The sequence below is a fragment of the Aminobacter sp. J41 genome, from assembly GCF_000526635.1.
Classification (GTDB): domain Bacteria; phylum Pseudomonadota; class Alphaproteobacteria; order Rhizobiales; family Rhizobiaceae; genus Aerobium.
Genome location: NZ_JAGL01000015.1, coordinates 74,343 through 94,483 on the forward strand (window position 1 = coordinate 74,343; position 20,141 = coordinate 94,483).

The 20,141-nt window shown below is 64.8% G+C and carries 14 protein-coding genes; 3 read left to right on the forward strand and 11 right to left on the reverse strand.

What is annotated here, in order from left to right; genetic code table 11:
* The 8 genes from L630_RS0111925 to L630_RS0111960 all read right to left on the reverse strand — a co-directional run bounded on the left by L630_RS0111925 (position 1) and on the right by L630_RS0111960 (position 9,618).
* Entirely contained in the window at positions 1 to 1,092 is a 1,092-nt protein-coding gene (locus L630_RS0111925) for a glycosyltransferase (protein WP_024848486.1), read from the reverse strand.
* Positions 1,089 to 2,183 carry a glycosyltransferase gene (locus L630_RS0111930; protein ID WP_024848487.1) on the reverse strand — a complete coding sequence of 365 codons (1,095 nt, stop codon included), beginning with the start codon at positions 2,181 to 2,183 and terminating at the stop codon, positions 1,089 to 1,091. Before L630_RS0111930 ends, L630_RS0111925 begins: the two co-directional genes overlap by 4 nt.
* Positions 2,180 to 3,307 carry a glycosyltransferase gene (locus tag L630_RS0111935; protein ID WP_024848488.1) on the reverse strand — a complete coding sequence of 376 codons (1,128 nt, stop codon included), beginning with the start codon at positions 3,305 to 3,307 and terminating at the stop codon, positions 2,180 to 2,182. Before L630_RS0111935 ends, L630_RS0111930 begins: the two co-directional genes overlap by 4 nt.
* Entirely contained in the window at positions 3,307 to 4,416 is a 1,110-nt protein-coding gene (locus L630_RS0111940) for a glycosyltransferase family 4 protein (RefSeq protein WP_034330139.1), read from the reverse strand. Before L630_RS0111940 ends, L630_RS0111935 begins: the two co-directional genes overlap by 1 nt.
* Positions 4,413 to 6,422, reverse strand: coding sequence for an NAD-dependent epimerase/dehydratase family protein (locus tag L630_RS0111945; protein ID WP_024848490.1), 2,010 nt, complete (start codon positions 6,420 to 6,422; stop codon positions 4,413 to 4,415). Before L630_RS0111945 ends, L630_RS0111940 begins: the two co-directional genes overlap by 4 nt.
* On the reverse strand, positions 6,419 to 7,528 hold the full coding sequence (locus tag L630_RS0111950; RefSeq protein ID WP_024848491.1) for an NAD-dependent epimerase/dehydratase family protein: 1,110 nt from the start codon (positions 7,526 to 7,528) through the stop codon (positions 6,419 to 6,421). The genes L630_RS0111945 and L630_RS0111950 overlap by 4 nt, the downstream gene beginning before the upstream one ends.
* Positions 7,529 to 7,609: 81 nt before the next feature.
* Positions 7,610 to 8,611: a Gfo/Idh/MocA family oxidoreductase gene (locus tag L630_RS0111955; RefSeq protein ID WP_024848492.1), complete on the reverse strand. Its 1,002-nt coding sequence runs from the start codon at positions 8,609 to 8,611 to the stop codon at positions 7,610 to 7,612.
* The gene (locus L630_RS0111960) at positions 8,608 to 9,618 is read right to left on the reverse strand and encodes a zinc-binding dehydrogenase (RefSeq protein WP_024848493.1); all 1,011 of its coding nucleotides are present in this window, start codon (positions 9,616 to 9,618) and stop codon (positions 8,608 to 8,610) included. Before L630_RS0111960 ends, L630_RS0111955 begins: the two co-directional genes overlap by 4 nt.
* Positions 9,619 to 9,744: 126 nt before the next feature.
* On the opposite strand from L630_RS0111960, the gene L630_RS0111965 reads away from it, so the two are divergent.
* From L630_RS0111965 to L630_RS0111975, 3 genes are all read left to right on the forward strand, one after another.
* The gene (locus tag L630_RS0111965; RefSeq protein ID WP_024848494.1) at positions 9,745 to 11,121 is read left to right on the forward strand and encodes a UDP-glucose/GDP-mannose dehydrogenase family protein; all 1,377 of its coding nucleotides are present in this window, start codon (positions 9,745 to 9,747) and stop codon (positions 11,119 to 11,121) included.
* A gap of 345 nt (positions 11,122 to 11,466) precedes the next feature.
* Positions 11,467 to 13,038: a Re/Si-specific NAD(P)(+) transhydrogenase subunit alpha gene (locus tag L630_RS0111970; protein ID WP_024848495.1), complete on the forward strand. Its 1,572-nt coding sequence runs from the start codon at positions 11,467 to 11,469 to the stop codon at positions 13,036 to 13,038.
* Between the two features lie 18 nt (positions 13,039 to 13,056).
* Complete coding sequence (locus tag L630_RS0111975) at positions 13,057 to 14,544, forward strand: NAD(P)(+) transhydrogenase (Re/Si-specific) subunit beta (RefSeq protein WP_024848496.1); 1,488 nt, start codon at positions 13,057 to 13,059, stop codon at positions 14,542 to 14,544.
* Positions 14,545 to 14,827: 283 nt separating this feature from the next.
* Here the strand turns inward: L630_RS0111975 and L630_RS0111980 are convergent, their stop codons facing one another.
* The 3 genes from L630_RS0111980 to L630_RS0111990 form a co-directional block, all read right to left on the reverse strand.
* Positions 14,828 to 17,830, reverse strand: coding sequence for an autotransporter domain-containing protein (locus L630_RS0111980; RefSeq protein WP_024848497.1), 3,003 nt, complete (start codon positions 17,828 to 17,830; stop codon positions 14,828 to 14,830).
* 120 nt (positions 17,831 to 17,950) lie between these two features.
* On the reverse strand, positions 17,951 to 19,360 hold the full coding sequence (locus L630_RS0111985) for an FGGY family carbohydrate kinase (protein ID WP_024848498.1): 1,410 nt from the start codon (positions 19,358 to 19,360) through the stop codon (positions 17,951 to 17,953).
* 235 nt (positions 19,361 to 19,595) lie between these two features.
* Positions 19,596 to 20,141: aldehyde dehydrogenase family protein (locus tag L630_RS0111990; RefSeq protein ID WP_024847244.1), on the reverse strand; the 546-nt coding region annotated here is incomplete at its 5' end.

The following is a 20,141-nucleotide window of genomic DNA, read 5'->3' on the forward strand; positions in this document are numbered from 1 at the left end:
CTAGGCGCACCCGATCATGCGGGACTGAAGGACACTATCGATCGCCTCCACCAGCTCCCGCGCACGGGCGGAGCCGGTGTGGGTGGCCAGCACGATGCGTCGGGCGGTGTCGGCAATGTCCTGAGAGCGGGCAGCGGACGTGCGCTGCAGGATGTCGATGACCTGCTCGGTCGTGTCGGCGATCAGGATAGCCTGGCCATCCGGGAGCAGATCGGTGAGGCCGTCCCAGCGGTCACTGATGATCGGCGCACCGCAGGCGGCCGCTTCGAACAGCCGCACGCTCGGCGAATGACCCAGCGCGATCATGTCTGCGCGGGTGACGTTCAGGGTGAAACGCTGACGGCTGTAGAAGGACGGGTGCCTCAAAGGCGGCAGGTGATCGATGCGCTCGACGTTCTCCGGCCAGTCGATGTCGGCCGGATATTGCGGCCCGGCGACGACGAAGGAGAGGTCGGGCAGTCGCCGCGCCGGCTCGACCAGCAGCCGTTCGATCGCCGGCTGGCGGTCCGGGCTGTAGGTGCCGAGATAGCCAAGATCCCAGCATATCGACTCGCCGGTCGGGCCGTACTGGTCAGGATCGACCGAGCAGTAGAGCGGCACCGCCTTTTTCGCGCCGTACTCGCTCTCGAGCTTTTTCAGAGCGCGTCCGCCGGCGAAGGAAAAATAGAGGTCGAACAACGGGATCTGCCGGCGTGCGAGAAACTCTTCGTCGCCGCGGGCAAGCTTGCCCAGCGTTACCGGCGTGTCGATGTCATAGAAGGCGAGAGCCCGGGGCGTCATGGAAGCCGCGAGGTCTATGACCTCAACCCCGTCCGGAACGTAGGATCCGATGATGATCGCGTCGGCATTGGCGTGTTCGGCAAGCAGACCGCGCAGTTCGGAAAGGCTTGCGTAGAGCGTCAGCTTGCAGAAGCCGGGAGAGGGGAGGTCGCGGTTCGCCGCATACCACTCCACATCACGTTCCAGAAAGACCAGCTCGTGACCATCGGCGGCCAGCCCCTTCAGCAGCGCCCGATAGGTAGTGGCGTGGCCGTTGCCCCAGGAAGAGGACAGCGACAGGCCGACAAAGACGAGTTTCTTGGCCGTCCTCATTCTGCCGCCACCTTTCGTTCAGCGGCAAAAAACCGGCGGAAGATCGCGTCGGCCTCTTCAGCGCGGCGATCGTAGGTGTGCTCGCGCAGAACGCGTGCCCGTGCTCTCTGGCCAACTTCCTTTGCCGTCGCCGTCGTCAGGCGTTCGAGGATTTCGGCGACGTCACGGCCATCGCGCGCGGCAAAGACTTCCTCGCCATCCTTCAGGAACAGGTCGAGCCCAGCCCAGTCGTCGGTGATGAGGCAGGCGCCGGCCCCTGCTGCCTCGAACACCCGCGTCGCCGGCGAAAAACCGTTGGCCGCCATGCTTTCACGGCTGATGTTGAGGACCGCGAGCGGCGTAACGTTGAAAGCATTGTGATCGGCCGTGCGGACATGGCCGACAAGATGCACGTTTCGGGGCACTGGCTTGTCGTGCCAGCCCGAACCGCCAAGGAGGAACGCCTTTTGCGGAGCCGCATGCGCGGCACCAAGGAAGAACTCTTCGACACGAGCCTCACGGTCGGGCAAGCGGTTGCCAAGGAACGAGAGGTCCGCGTTGAAGCGCGCGACCGGAGGCACCGGATGGTGCGTCTCGGGATCGAGCGCGTTGTAGATCGGGATGCACTCGCGCGCGCCGAACGAGCGGTAACCGTAGATCACCGGGTCGCCGCCACCATAGGTGAGCACCAGATCGACGCTTTGCAGGTGATCGTGCAGCGGATGGTCAGGCTCGGCGGCGATCTGCTGCAGCGTGGCGGGAGCGTCGACGTCCCAGAAGATGCGCAGCGCGCCGGGCCGGGCGTTCCGGTAGACGAGTTCGCGCACCGTATCGTCCTCAAACCCAATTCCGCTCGTGACAACGACGATGTCAGCCTCCGCCGCATGGCGCGTAACATCGGCGATGGCCATTGCCGTGCCGGGATAGACGACGACCTGGCACCAATCCGGCTCGTCGATGTCGCGGTTCTGCTGCCGCTCGTAGACGTCAGGCTCGTAGAAGGTGATGTCATAGCCGCGCCGTGCCAGCGCATGCAGCAGTCCACGATAGTAGGTGGCGGCGCCATTCCAGTAGGACGACAGGAGGCTCGAACCGTAGAAAGCGATCTTCATTCTGCTGCTTCCTTTGCTGGAGATTTTGCTGCCTGCGGCAGGCCGAAGTTTTCGAGATGGCCCAGCAACTCCTCGACGCGATGGCGGCAGGTGTGGCGGGCACGGATCGTGGCGAGTCCCGATGCGGCGAGTTCACGCGCGGCGGACGGCTCGTGAAGGATGAGGGAAAGCTGCTGTTCCATTTCCCGGCCATCACGAGCGACAAGATAGTCTTTGCCGGGACGGAACAGGTTTTCCGCATCGTTCCACGGCGCGCAGACCAGCGGGATGCCGCAAGCAAGCGCCTCGAAAACCCGGATCGTCGGAATGCCCGGCAGCGACTCGACATAGGGCCGGCGCGGGATGTGGACCGTCACGCGGTGGCGGGCGAACACCTTTGGCACGTCGGCGTTCGCAACCCAACCGCCATAAGCGATACCAGCCTTGTTCAGCGCCGCGAGGGCAGCGTCGGGGTAACGGACTCCGTGTATTTTTGCGTTGAGTCCGAGGTTGTTGACCGGCTCGATCAGGAACCGGGTGATTTCGTCGCTGCGCTCGCCATCGCCCCAGTTGCCAATCCAGACGAGGTCGCTCTCCCAGTCGATTTCCGGCAGCGGATGGAACAGGGCGGTGTCTGCCGCCTCGTGCCAGGTGACAACCTGCCGGCCCCAGCCGGCCTGGAGGTATCGCTGGCGCAGAGCCTCGCCGAAGGCGAGCACGAGATCGTAGTCGGAAAGATCGAAGGCGGCGATTTCGGTGGTGGCTGAGACAGCGCGGTGGTGGGTGTCGTGGAAGAGCAGCCTGAACTTCGCGCCCTGCCGCTTCATCTTCCCGATGCGCGCGGCAAGCTCAGGGTCGGTCCACTCGTGCACCACAACGACGTCCATGTCAGCAAGAGCTGTTTCGTGGTCGAAATCGTCGTCATAGGTGATCGATACAAGCTGAGGAAAATCTTCGCCAAATCGCGTTTCAGCCGCATGGCCTTGGGTGGCAACGAGGTTGCTGCGGCTCCAGCTGTTTGCCCGCTCGAGCGCGATCGCTTCGTGGCCGAAGGCCATCAGCTCCCGTAGGATGCCGCGGAGAAAATGCGCATTGCCATGGTTCCAGTCGGAAACAAGGGAATGGGTGTAGAAGGCAAAGCGCATCAGGCACTCCTTGCCCGGCGCAATTCCGCGGGCGTGATAAGGAATTCGTAGAGGTGGGCCATGGCGGCCGCCTGGTTTACGGGTGTGAAGGTCCGGGACCGCCGGAGGGCCTGGCGGCCCATTTCCTCGCGCAGGACGTGATCGCGGGCGTAGCGGGCAAGCACACTGACGAGGGCTTCCCCGTCACGCGGATCAAAGAACAGAGCGCAGTCATCCCACAACTCGCGGTAGGTCGGGATGTCGGCCAGAGCGAGGGCTGCACCGGCCCGGGCGCCCTCAAGGGCGAGGAGCCCGAACGGTTCATAGAGCGAGGGAGAGACGACGATCGCGGCATGGCGGATGCGATCGATGAGGGCATCGTGGGACAGCTCGCCAAGTTGGGTGGCATGCGAGATTTCAACTTCGCCGCCGGAGGGGCTGCGGGTACTGCCTGCAAGCTCCACTTCCCACGAAGATTCTCGCGCCGCTTGGTCGAGGATCCGCGCGTTCTTGCTCTCGTCCCACCAGCGACCAGCGGCGAGCACGAACGGCTCCTTCACCGACCCGTGCAGCTCGCTCTCCATGGCATTGTAGACAACGGAGATTTCCCGCGGCAGCTGGTAGCAGGTGCGCAGCAGTGAAGCGTGGCTTTCGCTTGGCGACACGATCGCATCAGCAGCGGTAAACCCGCGTTCGTTTAGCGCCTGTTTCCAGTGCCACTCCGTGGGCAGCGGCTCTTCGCGCATGACGTGCCACCAGGTGACAACACAGGAATGCGAAACAACGAGCACTGGCCTTCGCGAGCGCAGGTTCGCAGCCTGCGAGGGCAGGTTAAGATGAAGAAGATCGACGTCATGGGCTTCTGCCATCGCCTCGATAGCGTCGCCGATACCGTCAAGTTCGCGCTCGTCATCCACCATCCAGTCGAGCGGATGCGGCTGCCACACAAGCTCGCCGATCCGCTGTGCTTCTTCGACCTGTGCGGCAGAGGGCTCAGGGCCGAAGCCAGCGAACAGCGTGTCGTAACGGTGCAATTTGAGCGATGCCGCGAGTTCCATGGCGTAGCGCCACACGCCGCCGACGGCGTCGAGCGTCATCAGGATGCGGCGCTGGCTTGGCCGCGTCATCATGCTCTGGCCCGTTGACGTTGGGGCTCGCTCGTCCCCAGGCCGCGATGTTCGCGCAGCCATGATGCGAGATCGGCAAGCCCGGCCTTCCAGCCGACCTTCGCCTTCCAGCCGAGCCGGTCCCTTAACTTCGACGTATCGGCAACGAAGTAGGGTTGGTCGCCCTGCCGCCAGTCGTCGAAGCTAAGCTGGGGGCGACGGTGGCAGAGGACACCGATCTGCTGCAACACCGTCGTCAGGCTCACCGCATTGCCGGGGCCGCCGCCGAGGTTGAAAGCCTCGCCCTTCACGCGGCCGATCTCGTCACGCAGCATCCGGTAGGCCGCGACCGCGTCGCTCACATGCAAGACGTCGCGCACCTGCTTGCCATCGCCATAAACGGTAATTGGTTCGCCTTTCAGGGCCTGGATCAGGAAATGCGCCACCCACCCCTGGTCCTCGGTGCCGAATTGGCGCGGGCCATAGATGCAGCTCATGCGCAGCACGGCTGAGGGAATGCCATAGGACTTACAGTAGTCGAGGACATACTGGTCCGCTGCACCCTTTGAACACCCATAGGGTGTGCAGAGGTCTAAGGGACGGGCCTCACCGATGCCGTGCCGACGAGTCGTTTCGTCGGCGGGGATGTAACGATCCTCCAGCTCGATCATCTCGAGGTCGGCGAGCGAGCCGTAAACCTTGTTGGTGGAGGCAAAGATGAGCGGGACTTGCCTGCCGGAGCGGCGCACCGCCTCGAGCACGTTGAGCGTGCCGCGCGCGTTAACCTCGAAGTCGTCGATCGGCTGGTCGAGGCTTGTCGTTACCGCCGTCTGGGCGGCGAGGTGGAAGACAGAAGATGCATCGGCAAAAGCTGGCTCGATCGCAGGCAGGTCGCGAATGTCGGCCAGGAAGGGATGCACCCGCTCCCCGAACTGCTCCTTCAGCCAGGCAAGGTTCTCATCGACGCCTGGGCGCGAAAGGTTGTCGAGGATGATGACCTCTTCGCCTTCAGCTAGAAGCGAGGCCGCGAGGTTGCTGCCGATGAAGCCAGCGCCTCCTGTGACGAGCGCAGGCGTCTTGCCGGAGGCGACGTAAGGCGACGCGATATCGGCAAATGCCTGAACCTGCTCGACGCCGCCTTCGATGAGCAGGCGAGCGAGCAGTTTTTTGCGCCCGCCAGCCTCGACCGCGCCGAGGTGGTAGTGGCGCGCATCGAACCAGAAACCTTCCTGAACCGGCACGTCATGCGGAACGTCCCGCCATGAATACCAGTAGACCCGGTCTGCGGGCACTTTGAGGGCGGCCGCAAAACGGCGCGCCTGTTCGAACTCGTCGTTGCGCCAGGTCGAATATCCGGTCTCGGTGACCCAGATCTCGGCGTCGGGGTTATAGCGGTCCAGGATGCGGCGCATCTCGCCGAGGTGCAGATCCCAGCCGCCCCAGCTGCCCATCTCGCTGTCCCATGTGCCGGGGAAACCATGGAATCCGACTGCGCCGCATTCGGCGAGGATGCCGCGCTCACCCATCAGGTCGACCCAGTAGGGATCGAAGGGACACGGCCCGCCAAGCACCGCCCGCCAGCCGCGCTGACGTACCCAGTAAGCAGCGGCCCCGACCATCTCGCAGAACAGGTTGAAGTCGGTGTCTTCGCGCCAGTCCCAGTCGAGCAGGTTGTTAGGCTCGTTCCAGAGCTCGACATCGCGGAAATGCTTGCCATAGCGGCTCAGCACATGATCGACGAAATCGGCATAGTCCTGCAGCCGCTGCGGCGCGCCTGACGTTCGACCTGTGCGCGACAACGACGGCGGTGTATAATGGATGCAAGGCAGGATCTCGAGTTCCTTGCCGAGCTTCGGCAGCAGCCAGTCGAACCACTCCTCGCCCCCCGGCGCGAGATATTCAGCCCAGGACAGGTGCGTGCGCAGCCATGAGGCGCCCGAGGCCTTGATTTCCGGCAAGATCGCCTCGGTGCGTTCATACTCGCCGGGGCGGAACCATTCGACGAAGCCGAAGCGCGGGGTATCCGTCATGAAACAAGTCCCCGCTCCTCGAGCTGACGGCGCATTTCGGGACCGCGGTCGGTGCCGCCAGCCTCGCGCACCCAGGCGGCAAGCTCACCGAGGCTTCCATCCAGCGGATGTTGCGGCTGATAGCCGAGCAGCTCGCGCGCCTTGGAAATGTCCGCGAAGCAGTTGCGGATATCGCCGGCGCGGGCCTTGCCAAGAATCTCCGGCGCAATCTCGGGAACGTTCATGGCCTCCGCGAGCAGCCGCGCAACCTCGGCGACGGACCAGGAAACGCCGCTGCCTATGTTGATGACATGGCCGGATGCCTGCTGCTTTTCGAGCGCGAGGCGGAAGGCGCGGGCGACATCCCGCACATGCACGAAGTCGCGCCGTTGGCGACCATCCTCGAAGATCATCGGCGGCTGGCCGGCTGCAAGGCGTGAGGCGAAATTCGCGAGAACACCGGTGTAAGGGTTGGACAGGGCCTGTCCAGGGCCGAACACGTTGAACAGGCGCAGAGCCACCGCTTCCCGGCGATAGGCCTCGGCGAAGATCATAACCGCACGCTCCTGCGCGTATTTAGTAAGCGCATAGATCGAAGCGAGGTCTACCGGCTTTTCCTCGTCGGTCGCCACCGGCGAGAGCGGCTGGCCTTGCTGATCAAGCGGTTCCCAGGCTCCGGGTCCAATCTGGAACACGTTGCGGCGCACGTTGTTGTGCAGCCGACCCTGGCTGTCCTCATAGAGACCTTCGCCATAGACGCTCATCGAGGAGGCCACGACGATGCGGCTGATCTGCGTGCGGGCGATCTCCTCGAGGAGAACAGCGGTGCCAAGGTCGTTGGCGCCGACATAGCGAGCGATCTCGTACATCGACTGGCCGACACCGACTTCGGCGGCCAGATGCACAACCATATCGATATCGATCAGCGCCGGTCGGACCACCATCGCGTCGCGCACATCACCCTGAAACAGCTCTACTCGCGGATCAAGCTGGGCTTCCGTGCCCCCGTGCACCTGGTCGATCAGGCTGTCGAGCACGCGGACCTGATAGCCATTGTCGAGGAGTTCCCTGGTCAGGTGGCGGCCGATGAACCCGCAGCCGCCAGTTACCAATACACGCTTGTTCACGGAGTGCTCCCGGGAAGGTTGTTGAAGAAGCCCCCCAACAAGGGTCCGGAAGAATTGTTCCGCCGACCCCTTTGCGGGCCGTCACCGCGCATGAGCACGATAAACGTGGTCCAACACCTGCATTGCCCGGAGATGCTTCTCGATCTGGGGATCGAACTTGTTTCCCACACCAAGCTGCTCGCCCCACTCTACGATCGCACGCCCGCCCCACAGGTCCGGCGGTTCGACCAAAGAGCGCCGCTCGGTGCCAACCAGATGCTCGGCCTGAAAGTCGTAGAACGAGCCATTAATGTTGCGGAACCGCGCTGCGCCGTTTTCGCCATAGAAGGTCGCGGAGATGTCGGCATCCTGCCCGGCGTTCAGCTTCCACGAGCAGGCAAGGATCACTTCAGCACCTGTTTCGAGCAGCATTCGTACCGTCGCGTAGTCCTCAACGTCGTTTGGCCCTGCGGTCTGGGCCTTCGCATAGAGCCGGCCGCTAACCTCCTCGACTTCGGGAAAGCCAAGCGTCCACAGAGCGAGGTCGACGAGATGGGTGCCAAGGTCCATCAGGCAGCCGCCGCCCGCGAGCTTGCGGTCATAGAACCACGGCTTGTCCGGCCCATAGGCGTTGTGGAAGGTCAGGTCCGCGGCGAAGATCCGGCCGAGGGCGTTCGACTGGATCAGGCGGCGCACTTCCTCCATGCCGCGGGTATGGCGGTAGGAAAGGTCAACGCCAAGCAGGCGGTCGGCACTTCGGGCGGCGTCCGTTACCCTGCGTGCCTCAGCTTCAGATCGGCCAAGCGGCTTCTGACAGAACACGGCAAGGCCAGCCTCAAGTGCGGCAACGGCCTGGTCCGCATGCAGGGCGCTGGGCGTGGCAACTACGATGCCGTCGAGATCGAAGGCCAGCAGATCTTCGAGCGATGTCATCGGCGTCGCATCCGGCGCCTCGATGAGCGCCGCCGTGACCATATCCGGGTTCGGATCGGCAACCGCCGCGATCTCGGCATGGCCGGAGGCAGCAAGCGCGTTCATGCGGTTGAGGCCGATCCAGCCAACGCCAAGAAAACCGACGCGGGGACGAGAGGAGGCGCCGGTCATGCGATCGTCACCGTTGCCTTGAGGAAACCGTCAGCGCGATCGCGCGTGGCGTCGAGCGCCTCACCCAACCGCTCGAGCGGGAAGGCGTGCGTCAGCAGCGGCTCGAGCAGGATCCGGCCGTCCTCGACCGCCTGTATCGCCTCGCGCAGACCGCGACGGTAGATGCGTTGATCACGCTCGTGCGCGTTGATGACGTCGATGCCGCGCCAGTTCCACTGCTGCATATCGACCATGCGCGGGCCGTCCTGATGATAGCCGGCAATGACGAGCCTCCCGCGTTCCGCGATGAGATCGCCGGCGAGATCGAGTGGCATCTGCTTGCCCGTTGCCTCGATCACCCGCTCGAACGGCATTCCCGAAGAAAGCTCGAACGTCTGGTCGCGCGAGTCAGAGCGGTCATCGAGCGGGACCGTGTGACGCGCGCCCATCACTTCGGCGATCTCACGCGAAAACGGACGGCGGGAAATAGCAACCACTTCGGCGCCCGCGAGGCTTGCCAGCCGCATCAGGATCGCGCCAAGAAAGCCGATGCCGACGATGGCGACGCGCTGGCCGGGCCGGATCGCCGCGCGGCGGAAGATGTTCATGGCGCAGGCGAGCGGCTCCCCGGGAAAGGGGCTGCCCTGAAGCGAAGCCGGCAGCTTTAGCACGGCCTCCGCGGGGCCTACATCATACTGGGCGTAGCTGCGATAGAACAGCGTTGCGACCTCGTCTCCCTCGGCAAGACCGCTAACGCCCGCGCCCACGGCATCGACAACGCCCCAGCCTTCGTGACCCAGGTCGCCGGGAGGCGTCGGGAACTTCATCCATTCCGGACCTGCCCACGGACCAAGGTTGGAGGCGCAGACGCCGCAACCCAGCATCCGGACCCGCACCTCGCCTGCTCCCGGCTGTGGCAAGGGCACGTCTTCAACGCGCACTTGCCCCGGACCCGTCAGCACCGCAGCCTGCATCAGCCTGTTGCCGAAGCGGCCCGGTCGTTGCGCATCGCGCAGCAGAATTGTCATCGTCACACCTGTTCCGGCTCGTGGGGAAGACCGGCCTAATCGCGGACGGGATCATCTTGTTCCTCTGCTGGCTCAGGAACATCAACCGAAAGTCGTGGTTAGGGCGCGTCGATAAGGGAGATCCAGATGCGCATAGCCATCATCGGTGCCGGGTATGTCGGGCTCACAACAAGTGCCTGTCTCGTGAAGCTGGGCCATCAGGTCGTCTGCTGCGACGCACTGGAGGAGCGGATTAAACGGCTTCGCTGCGGCGAGGTACCGATCTACGAGCCAGGACTCGATGAGCTGCTGCGCGACGGGATCTCTTCGGGCGAGCTCTCCTTCACGGCGTCGGCGCGCGAGTGCGTGGCCGATGCCGCTGCCGTGTTCCTCGCCGTCGGCACGCCGAGCCTCCCCAATGGCGACATCGACCTTTCCCAGCTCGATGGCGCGGCGCGCTCGGTCGCACCGCATCTCAAGAGCGGTGCCGTCGTCATCGTCAAGTCGACGGTATCAGCCGGGACCTCGTCGCGCATCCGGGAGGTGATCGCCGAGACCCGCCGCTCGCTCGACTTCAGCGTCGCCTCAAATCCGGAATTTTTGCGTGAGGGCAGCGCAATCGATGACTTCATGTGCCCTGACCGCATCGTGTTCGGCGCCGACGATCCACGCGCCAGCGCAACGCTACGCGAAATCTACGCACCGCTTGCCAAAACGGGCGTGCCGGTGCTGGCCACGACGACGACCAATGCCGAACTCATCAAGCACGCGGCAAATGCGTTCCTCGCGCTCAAGATCGGCTTCATCAACGACGTCTCGGACCTTTGCGAGCAGGCCGGCGCCGACGTGATGGCGGTGGCGGAAGGCATCGGCCTCGATCGTCGTATAGGCCAGAACTTCCTGACACCTGGTCCCGGCTTTGGCGGCTCCTGCTTTCCCAAGGACACCCGCGCCTTCGCCGCCACCGGCCGCCGCCTCGGTACCCGCCAGGGGCTGGTCGAGCTCCTGATCGAGCGCAACGAGATGCGCAAGCGCCGCCTCGCCGAGCGCATCATCTCGGAAGCAGGGCTTAGGCACGGCGCCCGAGTTGCCGTGCTCGGCCTTGCCTTCAAGGCGGGCACCGATGACGTGCGCGAGTCGCCTGCGCTGCCGATCATCGCTCACCTGCAGCGTTCCGGAATGGTTGTGCGGGCGCATGACCCGCAGGCGGCGCAAAATGCTGCCCGCTTGAACCCCGAACTTGAAATCGCGGAAACCCCTTACGACGCCGCCCGCGGCGCAGACGCGCTTGTCGTGCTGACCGAATGGAGCGACTACGCAAGCCTCGACATGCCCCGTCTCGCCGGGCTGATGCGGCGGCGCTACGTGTTCGACTTTCGTAATATCCTGCCGCTCGATCAGAAGAACCGCGCAGACTTCACCTGCGTTCGCCTCGGCCGCCGCAGCTTCCGCCCTGGCGAAACGAGCCCCGGTAGCACCGGCGCTGCCTACGCCGGACGCTCTGTCGCCGCGCCGCAGGGCTAATTATTTAGTGGTTCAGGACCTGCGACAGAGCGCTGCAGGTCCGGCACTTCGAGACGCCATAGATGCGGCTTGAGGCGTGAAACCAAAGTTTTCCGCCGCATCGACCACGCAACAAGTGGCCTCACCTTTAAGCAGACCGGGGCTCGCTTGCCCGAGTCCTATTGAGACAATCGTTACCGCCACATATAAGGCGATTCCACAAGGAGAGGCGGTCTCGTGCGGGGGCCGCCTTTTCAACAGGACGACTTCTCCGTTAGCGTCCTGCCGCAGGGTCAACAGGATTATGCTGTCTTGGCGATCCTCGTGCGGTCATATGGTCACTCTAGCTCTCAGGAGGAACGGCCCTTGAGAATTGGTGCATTACAGGAAGTCTATCCTGGCGAGCAGCGCGTTGCCCTGACGCCCGACAGCGCACGGCAGCTCGAGAAACTCGGCCATGCCTGCTTCGTGGTGGCGGGCGCAGGTGCTGCGGCCGGCATTTCGGACGATGCCTATCGTGCGGCTGGCGTGACGGTGGTGCCGGATGCGGCAGCACTTTTCAGCGAAGTCGATGTGGTGGTGAAGGTTCGCCCGCCGGCCGAAGGAGAGGTGAAACTCTTCCGCAAGGGCCAGACGCTGATCTCGTTCATCTATCCGGCCCAGAGTTCCGAGCTTCTCGAGGAGCTGAAGGAACGCGGCGTCACGACGATCGCGATGGACATGGTGCCGCGCATCTCGCGCGCGCAGAAGATGGACGCGCTGTCGTCGATGGCGAACATCGCCGGCTACCGTGCTGTCATTGAGGCGGGCAACAATTTCGGTCGCTTCTTTACCGGACAGGTGACGGCGGCGGGAAAGATCCCGCCGGCCAAGGTGCTGGTGGTGGGCGCGGGCGTTGCCGGTCTTGCGGCGATCGGTACCTCGGTCAGTCTTGGCGCGATCACCTATGCCTTTGACGTGCGCCCAGAGGTGGCCGAGCAGATCGAGTCGATGGGCGCCGAATTCGTCTTTCTCGAGTTCGAGGAAGCGCAGGATGGTGCCGCTACCGGCGGCTATGCAGCGCCCTCGAGCCCCGAATTCCGGGAAAAGCAGCTGGCAAAATTCCGCGAGCTTGCGCCCGACATGGACATCGTCATCACCACGGCACTGATCCCCGGTCGTCCGGCTCCGGTGCTATGGACGAAGGACATGGTCGAGGCGATGAAGCCGGGTTCGGTCATCGTCGACCTTGCGGCCGAGCGCGGCGGCAACTGCGAGCTGACCAGAGCCGACGAGCGCGTTGTCACCGACAACGGCGTCGTCATCATCGGCTACACCGACTTCCCGAGCCGCATGGCCTCCCAGGCCTCGATGCTCTACGCCAACAACGTCCGTCACTTCCTTTCGGATCTGACGCCTTCCAAGGACGGCGTCATCGTCCACAACATGGAAGACGATGTCATCCGCGGTGCGACCGTCACTCATGACGGGGCGATCACCTTCCCGCCGCCGCCGCCGAAAGTGCAGGCGATCGCGTCGGTAAAGAAGCAGGAAAAGCCGAAGGAACTGACGCCGGAAGAGCGCCGTGCGCAGGAGGCGGAAGCCTTCCGCAAGGCAACCGGGACGCAGGTCGGGCTACTCGCGATCGGCACCGTCCTGATCCTGCTTGTCGGCGCCTATGCGCCGCCGAGCTTCATGTCGCACTTCGTGGTGTTCATGCTGGCCTGCTTCGTCGGCTTCCAGGTGATCTGGAACGTCTCGCACTCGCTGCACACGCCGCTGATGGCGGTCACCAATGCAGTGTCCGGTATCATCATCCTCGGCGCCGTCGCGCAGATCGGCTCCTCGTCCTGGATCGTCGCCATCCTCGGTGCGATCTCGGTGCTGATTGCGACCATCAACATTGTCGGCGGCTTCCTCGTCACCCGGCGCATGCTCGCCATGTTCCAGAAGTCGTAGAGCGCGGGGAGCTAAGACATGCACAACCTCGAACAGATGTTCGCCCACATCGGCGACCCCGGCATTGTCATTGCGGCCTATATTGCCGCGGCGGTGCTGTTTATCCTCTGCCTTGGCGGACTGTCGGGCCAGGAAAGCGCCAAGCGCGCGGTCTGGTACGGCATTGCCGGCATGGCGCTCGCGGTCTGCGCGGCGATCTTCACGCCGGGCGTCGGCCATCACTGGCTGATCGTGCTGATGCTGATCGCGGGCTCCGTGCTCGGCTATCTGGTGGCGGCGCGCGTGCAGATGACCGAGATGCCGCAGTTGGTGGCGGCGCTGCACAGCTTCGTCGGCCTTGCCGCCGTCTTCATCGGCTTTTCGACCCACATCGAGCTTGCCCGCCTCGGCCATGCCATCGGCGATCCGGCGGCACTGCTTGGCCTCGAACCGCATGAGCTCAGCGCCTTTGCGGTGAAGCTTTTGGCAAAATCCCCGGCCGAGATCGCCATCCTGAAGGTCGAAACCTTTCTTGGCGTCTTCATCGGTGCGGTGACCTTTACCGGTTCCGTCATTGCCTTCGGCAAGCTCGCCGGCAAGGTCGACGGCAAGGCAAAGAAGCTGCCGGGCGGCCATGCGCTCAATGCGGGTGCTGCGATCATCTCGCTGATCCTCTTGATCGTCTATCTGAACACCGGCTCGTTCTGGGCGCTGTTCCTGATGACGCTCCTTGCCTTCTTCATCGGCTATCATCTCATCATGGGCATCGGCGGCGCCGACATGCCGGTGGTGGTGTCGATGCTGAACAGCTATTCGGGCTGGGCGGCAGCTGCGATCGGCTTCTCGCTCGGCAATGATCTGCTGATCGTCACCGGTGCGCTGGTTGGCTCGTCGGGTGCGATCCTCTCCTACATCATGTGCAAGGCGATGAACCGCTCGTTCATCTCGGTGATCCTCGGCGGCTTCGGCAATACGACCGGCCCGGCGATGGAGATCGAGGGCGAGCAGATCGCGATCGACGCCGAAGGCGTGGCGGCAGCGCTCAACGAGGCAAGCTCGATCATCATCGTGCCGGGCTACGGCATGGCAGTGGCGCAGGCACAAGGAGCCGTGAGCGAGCTGACCCGCAAGCTGCGCGCCCGCGGCAAGGAAGTGCGCTTTGCGATCCACCCGGTCGCGGGCCGTCTTCCCGGCCACATGAACGTGCTCCTCGCCGAAGCCAAGGTGCCGTACGACATCGTGCTCGAGATGGACGAGATCAACGACGACTTCCCCGACACCGACGTCGTCATCGTCATCGGCTCGAACGACATCGTCAATCCGGCCGCGCAGGAAGATCCGAACAGCCCGATCGCCGGCATGCCGGTGCTGGAAGTGTGGAAGGCGCGCCACGTCTTTGTCTCCAAGCGCGGCAAGGGTACCGGCTACTCCGGCATCGAGAACCCGCTGTTCTACAAGGAGAACACGCGCATGTTCTACGGTGACGCCAAGGACAGCATCAACGCATTGCTGCCCATGATCGAGTAGGTGAAAACGCCTTCTCAGCCAGCATTACAAATCGCCGTTCCTCACCCGAGGAGCGGCGATTTTTTTTGGATGAATGGTCAGATCAGGGATGTCACCTGACGTGAGGATTAGAGCGGCGCCGCGCGCCACTCACAGCGTCCCGACATAGCCTCGGCTTCAGGCCTGGGGAAGGCGGGGGCTTCTCAAAGCCGTCAGAGAGCAACCCGCTTCGTCGGTACACCAGCCTCACACGTGGCGCTTGGCGCGGAGCGCATCCGTATTGGCGGTGCCCCGCCGCCAACCCTTAGAAATGATACGTCAGCCCGGCGCCGATCAGGTGCGCGTCGCCGTGGCGCGCCCAGGTGCCGCGATAGAAGACGCCGGCTTCAAGCTCCTGGGTGACGTCGACATCGACACGCGCTTCGACGAGCGCCGCATCGACGCCAGGCAGCGAGGAACTGATCGCCATCTCCGGGCCGCCCGCAAAGTGGTGGCGGCTGGTGGAGCCGGCGCCGTGGAGGTTCCTCTGGTACGCAACCGCCACACTCGGCCGCACCCGCATGCCGCCCGGCGTGACATAGGTGGTTCCGGCACGCACGCCCACTTCGAGATCGGTGCGCGAGACGCGGTTGCCGCCGGAATAGAGGTTCGCTGCCCCGGCACCGCTTTCCTGAAAGCCGTCGGTGCGGGCTTCGAAATGCGAGATGCCGACATACGGCTCGACCGAAACGCCGCCGATATCGAAGTTGTAGCCGGCTTCGCCGAAGACCTCGGCCGACCAGCCTGAATAGTCGCTGGCGGCAACGCCCTGCAGCGGGCCAACGTCCACTTGCCGCTGCAGCGACGCCTGATGGCGGGCGGCCTGTGCGCCGGCGCGCAGCCGCAGATTGCCCTGCTTGTAGCTGCCGTAGACGCCAAGGCTGGCGGTGTCAACGTTGCCGCTGGTGCGGCGCGCGGGGCTCGAGATGTCGCCGCGGCCATAGCCGCCGAAGACGCCGACCGTGACGTTCTCGTTCGGCTGGAAGTCGACGCCGCCGATCACCGAGACGCTGCGAATCTCCGCCTCTGCACCATTGCCGTCGCTCTTGCGCCGGTCGCGTGCGCCCTGCGCCGTGGTCCAGACCTGAACGCCGTCGCCAGCGCGCTGGCGCAGCCGGTCAAGCACGGCCCGCCGCGCGTGGTCGCGGGCCGCCGTCATCGTGTCGAGGACATTGGCGTGGCCTTCGCCAGAGAGATTGTCGAACGCCTCGCGCGCGCTGGCCACGTTCGTTGGCAGCACCGCGTCATAGACGTCGTTGCCGCTGCTGAGCGCCTCGACGGCTTGGGCGGTGGTTCGCTGGTTCGGCGTTTGCGCCACATCCGCGAAGGCGACATTGTTGCGCTCCAGCCGGACGGAGAGCACATCCGCGCCGTAGATCACGTCGGGATCGAGGAAGGCGAAGTCGGCCTCGACCGCAGCGAAGGTGCCGGTGATCGTGCCGGCGTTGAGGATCTCGTAGGCGAAGGCTGGGTCGATCGTTCCGGCAGGGCGCAGGTCGAGCCGGCCGCCAAGGGTTGCCGTCCCGCCGACGCTGAGGCCGGCTGCGCCGGGGCCGATACTCGCTACCAGCGTGCTGCCGGGAGCAAACGAAAGATCGCCGAGGACGCTGAGGCCATCGCCGCCATAAAGCGTGCCGGCAATGGCTGCCGAGCCGACCTCGCCCGAGCCTGAGAGGGACGCGTTTCGTGCGACCGAGACGGCCGAGTTCGCGATGCTGCCGTCGACGCGCAGCGCGCCGCCGAGCACGCGGGTCGGGCCGAAATAGGCGTTTGTGCCGGCAAGGGTGAGTTCGCCGTTGCCCTGCTTGGTCAGCCCGCCGGTGCCGGTGATCGCGCCGTCGAACCGGGTCGACTGGCCGTTGCCGCCGGCAGTTAGCGTGGCGGTGGCAAGATCGACGGTGCCGGCGCCCGCGAGCGAGCCGATGGTCTGGTCGAAGGCAGCAAGCGAGAGGGTCGCGCCGCCGTCCACGGTATAGGCGGAGCTTGCGGAGAACGTATTTTCCGCTCCGGCCTCGAGCGTGCCTGCCGCAACGCGCGTTGCGCCGGAATAATTGCTCTTGCCTGACAGGTTGAGCGTTCCAGAGCCGCGCTTGACGAGGCCGCCGCCTTGTCCGCCGTCACCGATCGTTCCCGCGAAATCGACAAGCGGTGTGTCGTCGCCGACCGCGAGGGTGCGCTGGCCCAACCGGACATCGCCTGCGCCCGACAGGGAGCCAAGGCCGACATCGTTCGCAGCCGCCGAGATGTCGAGTGCCGCGCCGCTGTCGAGATGCAGCTTCGCCGAGCCGCCATCGGCATTGTCGGCGAAGGTGATCGTCGCCCCCGGCGACATGGTGATCGACGCGGCCCCGGCGCTGGCGCGGCCAGCAAACCGGAGTTCCGCGCCGCCGGAAATCTCTGCCGTGCCCGCCGAGCTGTCGTCTGAAAATGCGATGCGGCTGCCGGCATTGCCGATGATCTCGGCGCTGCCGGCGGTGCTCGCCTCGGAGAAGGCGACCTCGCCGCTCGTGGAGATGAATCCGTCGCCGGCGCTGGCGCGGCCGGCAAAGCGCAGGCTGGAGCTGGCATTGCCGGTAATTGCGCCCGAATTCAACGAGCTGTTTTCCGTGAAGGTGACTGCGCCGCTGTTTGAGATGAAGCTCGTCGTGCCGCCGCTGGCACTGCCGGAAAACGCGACCGAACTGCCCTCGTTGTTGATGATCGTTGCGCCTTGCAGCGACGCGTTGCCGGAGAAGGTCGTCTGGCCGTTGTTGGTGATCTGGGCAGTTTCTGCCCGCGAATTTCCGTCGAAGGTTAGGCTGCCGGTACCGTTGACGGTGATGACGGCGCGGTTCGCGGTCGAGCTGCCGGAAAAGCGGGTCGCGCCATTGGTGGTGACGAAGGCGGCGCCCGCCGATGCGTTTTCGGAGAAGTTCAGCTCGCCGCCGCCATTGGCGACGATGCGGGAGTCGGCCGCGGTCGATTGCCCGCTGAAGCGGATGCTGCCCCCGTCATTCGCGGTGAGCGAGGCCGAGGCGGCCGTTGCGCGGCCCTCGAAGCGGGTCGTGCCGCCATTGTTGATGATGTGGGCCGAGGACGCGGTGGCGTCGTCCCTGAAGATGACCTGTCTGCCCGGTGAGGTTTCCAGCGACCCCGAACCAGCCGAATCGTGGCCCGCGTACACCGTATCCGACGGCTCCATGGCGAAAGGCGTAACGGACTGGGCCCGGGCCGGCGAAACGGAAAGCGCGGCGATGCTGGTGCACGCCAGAAGGGCAATCTTGTTCATGGAAATCCGCCGCGAATGTACACGCCACAGCTGCTTGCGTCCGCCGGAGCCGTCAGGCCCCGGTCGCTTCAGGTCTGCTACCACCAATTGTCTGAAGAATCGACAGGTGAAGTCAGATTCCTAGCGCCAGTTGCGGCAGCGGGAGACGGCGTCCGCAAAGCGCGCCTGCCAGGCAGCCGTATCAGCATCCGGTGCCGGCAGGAATTCCTCGCCGTGCTCCGGCCGCGGCAGTTCCGCGCCGATCGCAAGACCGGCGAGCGCCGCGCAGCCGAGGCTGGTGAGCTCCGAGAAGCGGTAGGCGCGGATCGGCCTTTTGGTGACGTCGGCAAGGAAGCGGGTGAAGTAACCGTTGGTGGACAGGCCGCCATCCACCGTCACCGCGACTTCGACGCCGAGCTGCTTGTCGATGGCGCGCAGCACCTCGGACGTGCGCAGTGCTACGCCCTCGAGTGCTGACTGGACGAGGTCTTCGGCCGTCGTCTCGCCGCCCATGCCGATCCACAGGCCCGCGGCGGAGCGGTCCCAGTAGGGGCAGCCAAGTCCGGACAGGGCCGGGACGAAGGCGAGGCCGCGCGAGATCGCGGGGCCATTCGGAAACTCGGACAGGCTGACATTCTGCAGGAGGCCGATGCGACGCAGCCATTCGATGGTCGCACCCGCGTCGTAGACGCCGCCGTCGACGGCGTAGGTGGTTTCGTGCGGCAGGCTCCAGGCGACGGTCGGCAGAAGCCCGAGGTCGGGCGCGCGCAGGATCTGGGTACCGGTGACGGCGAGTGCGAAGGCGCCGGTGCCGAAGGTGATTTTGGCGTCGCCCGGCTTGCGGCAGCCGTGCCCGTAGAGCGCGGCCTGCTGGTCGACGACCGAGGCTGTCATCGGCACGCCATTGACCTCGCCCAGCACCTCGCCGGCGGTCAAGCCGATCTCGGGCAGGCATTCCATCGGCACGCCGAACAGGCGGCAAAGTTCGGGATCCCACCGCCTGGTTTCGAGGTTCATCAGCGAGGTGCGCGAGGCAGTCGTCGCGTCGGTGATGAAGCGGCCGGTGAGGCAGTTGAGGAAATAGGCGTCGGTGGTGCCGAGATGCAGGCGCCCCCTTCCCAGCGCTTCCTTCGCGGCGGGCAGGTGCTCGACGATCCAGGCGAGCTTGCTGGCGGAAAAGTACGGGTCGAGCGGCAGGCCGGCACGCGCAAGCGTGATTTCCTCGGCGCCGTCCTGGCGCAATTTTTCGATCAGGTCGGCGGTGCGGCTGTCCTGCCAGACGATCACCGGGGACAGGGGCTCAAGCGTATCAGAATCCCAGGCAAGGCAGCTTTCGCCCTGGTTGTCGATGCCGATCGCGTCGACCGGACCTGCCGCCTCGATGCAGGCGCGGACATTGGCGAGAAGCTCAAGCGGGTCATGCTCGACGCGCCCGGGACCGGGGTGGATCTGCGCGTGGCGAACCGAATGCCGGATCTCGCGCGAGCCTTCCTCATCCGCCACGAGGACGCGAGAAGAGGTTGTTCCCTGGTCAATTGCAGCTATGCGCATTCCGTTGCCCCGCTCCGGTTGTCTACGTCGGCTCATTTCGTTGGGCTGCGGGCGCCAGTATTTGCCCCTCGTCGTGGGCTTAACGGACCGGCATCCGCAGCGGCACCACGTAGCTCAGGCCACGCCGTCAGTCACGCGGATTTCGCGGTGAGGGGAGGGATCAAGAAGCAAATCCGGGGCGAGAGCGCGCTTAACTTTGAAGGTTTATTAGGTGGTTGCCCGCGCTCGTTGACCATCACCACGGCAGGGAGAATGTCTTGACGTTGGTGTAGGACTTCATCGCCTCGATGACGCCCTCCTTGTAGCCGTTGCCCGAATCCTTGATGCCGCCGAACGGGCTCATCTCGATGCGGTAGCCGGGGACTTCCCAGATGTTGACCGTACCGACCTTGAGGCCGGCAATGTACTTCTGCATGCGGCGGAAGTCGTTGGTGCAGACACCCGAGGAGAGGCCAAAGGCGGTCGAGTTGGAAAGCGCGATCAGCGCATCGTCATCGTCCGGCGCGCGGATGATGGGCACGATCGGGCCGAAGGTTTCCTCCATGACGAGCTCGGAGGAATGCGGCACGCGGTCGACGACGATCGGCGGCAGGAGCGCACCCTGGCGGCCGGGNTGNTAGAGGATCTCGGCACCGGCTTCNGCGGCCATNTANACGCGCTGTTCGAAGAGCGCNGCGGCCCTTTCGTGCACCACGGTGCCGAGCTCGGTCGCCCGGTCCATCGGATCGCCGAACTTCAGCTTCTTCGCGCGTTCGAGCACCATCGGCACGAAGCGATCGGC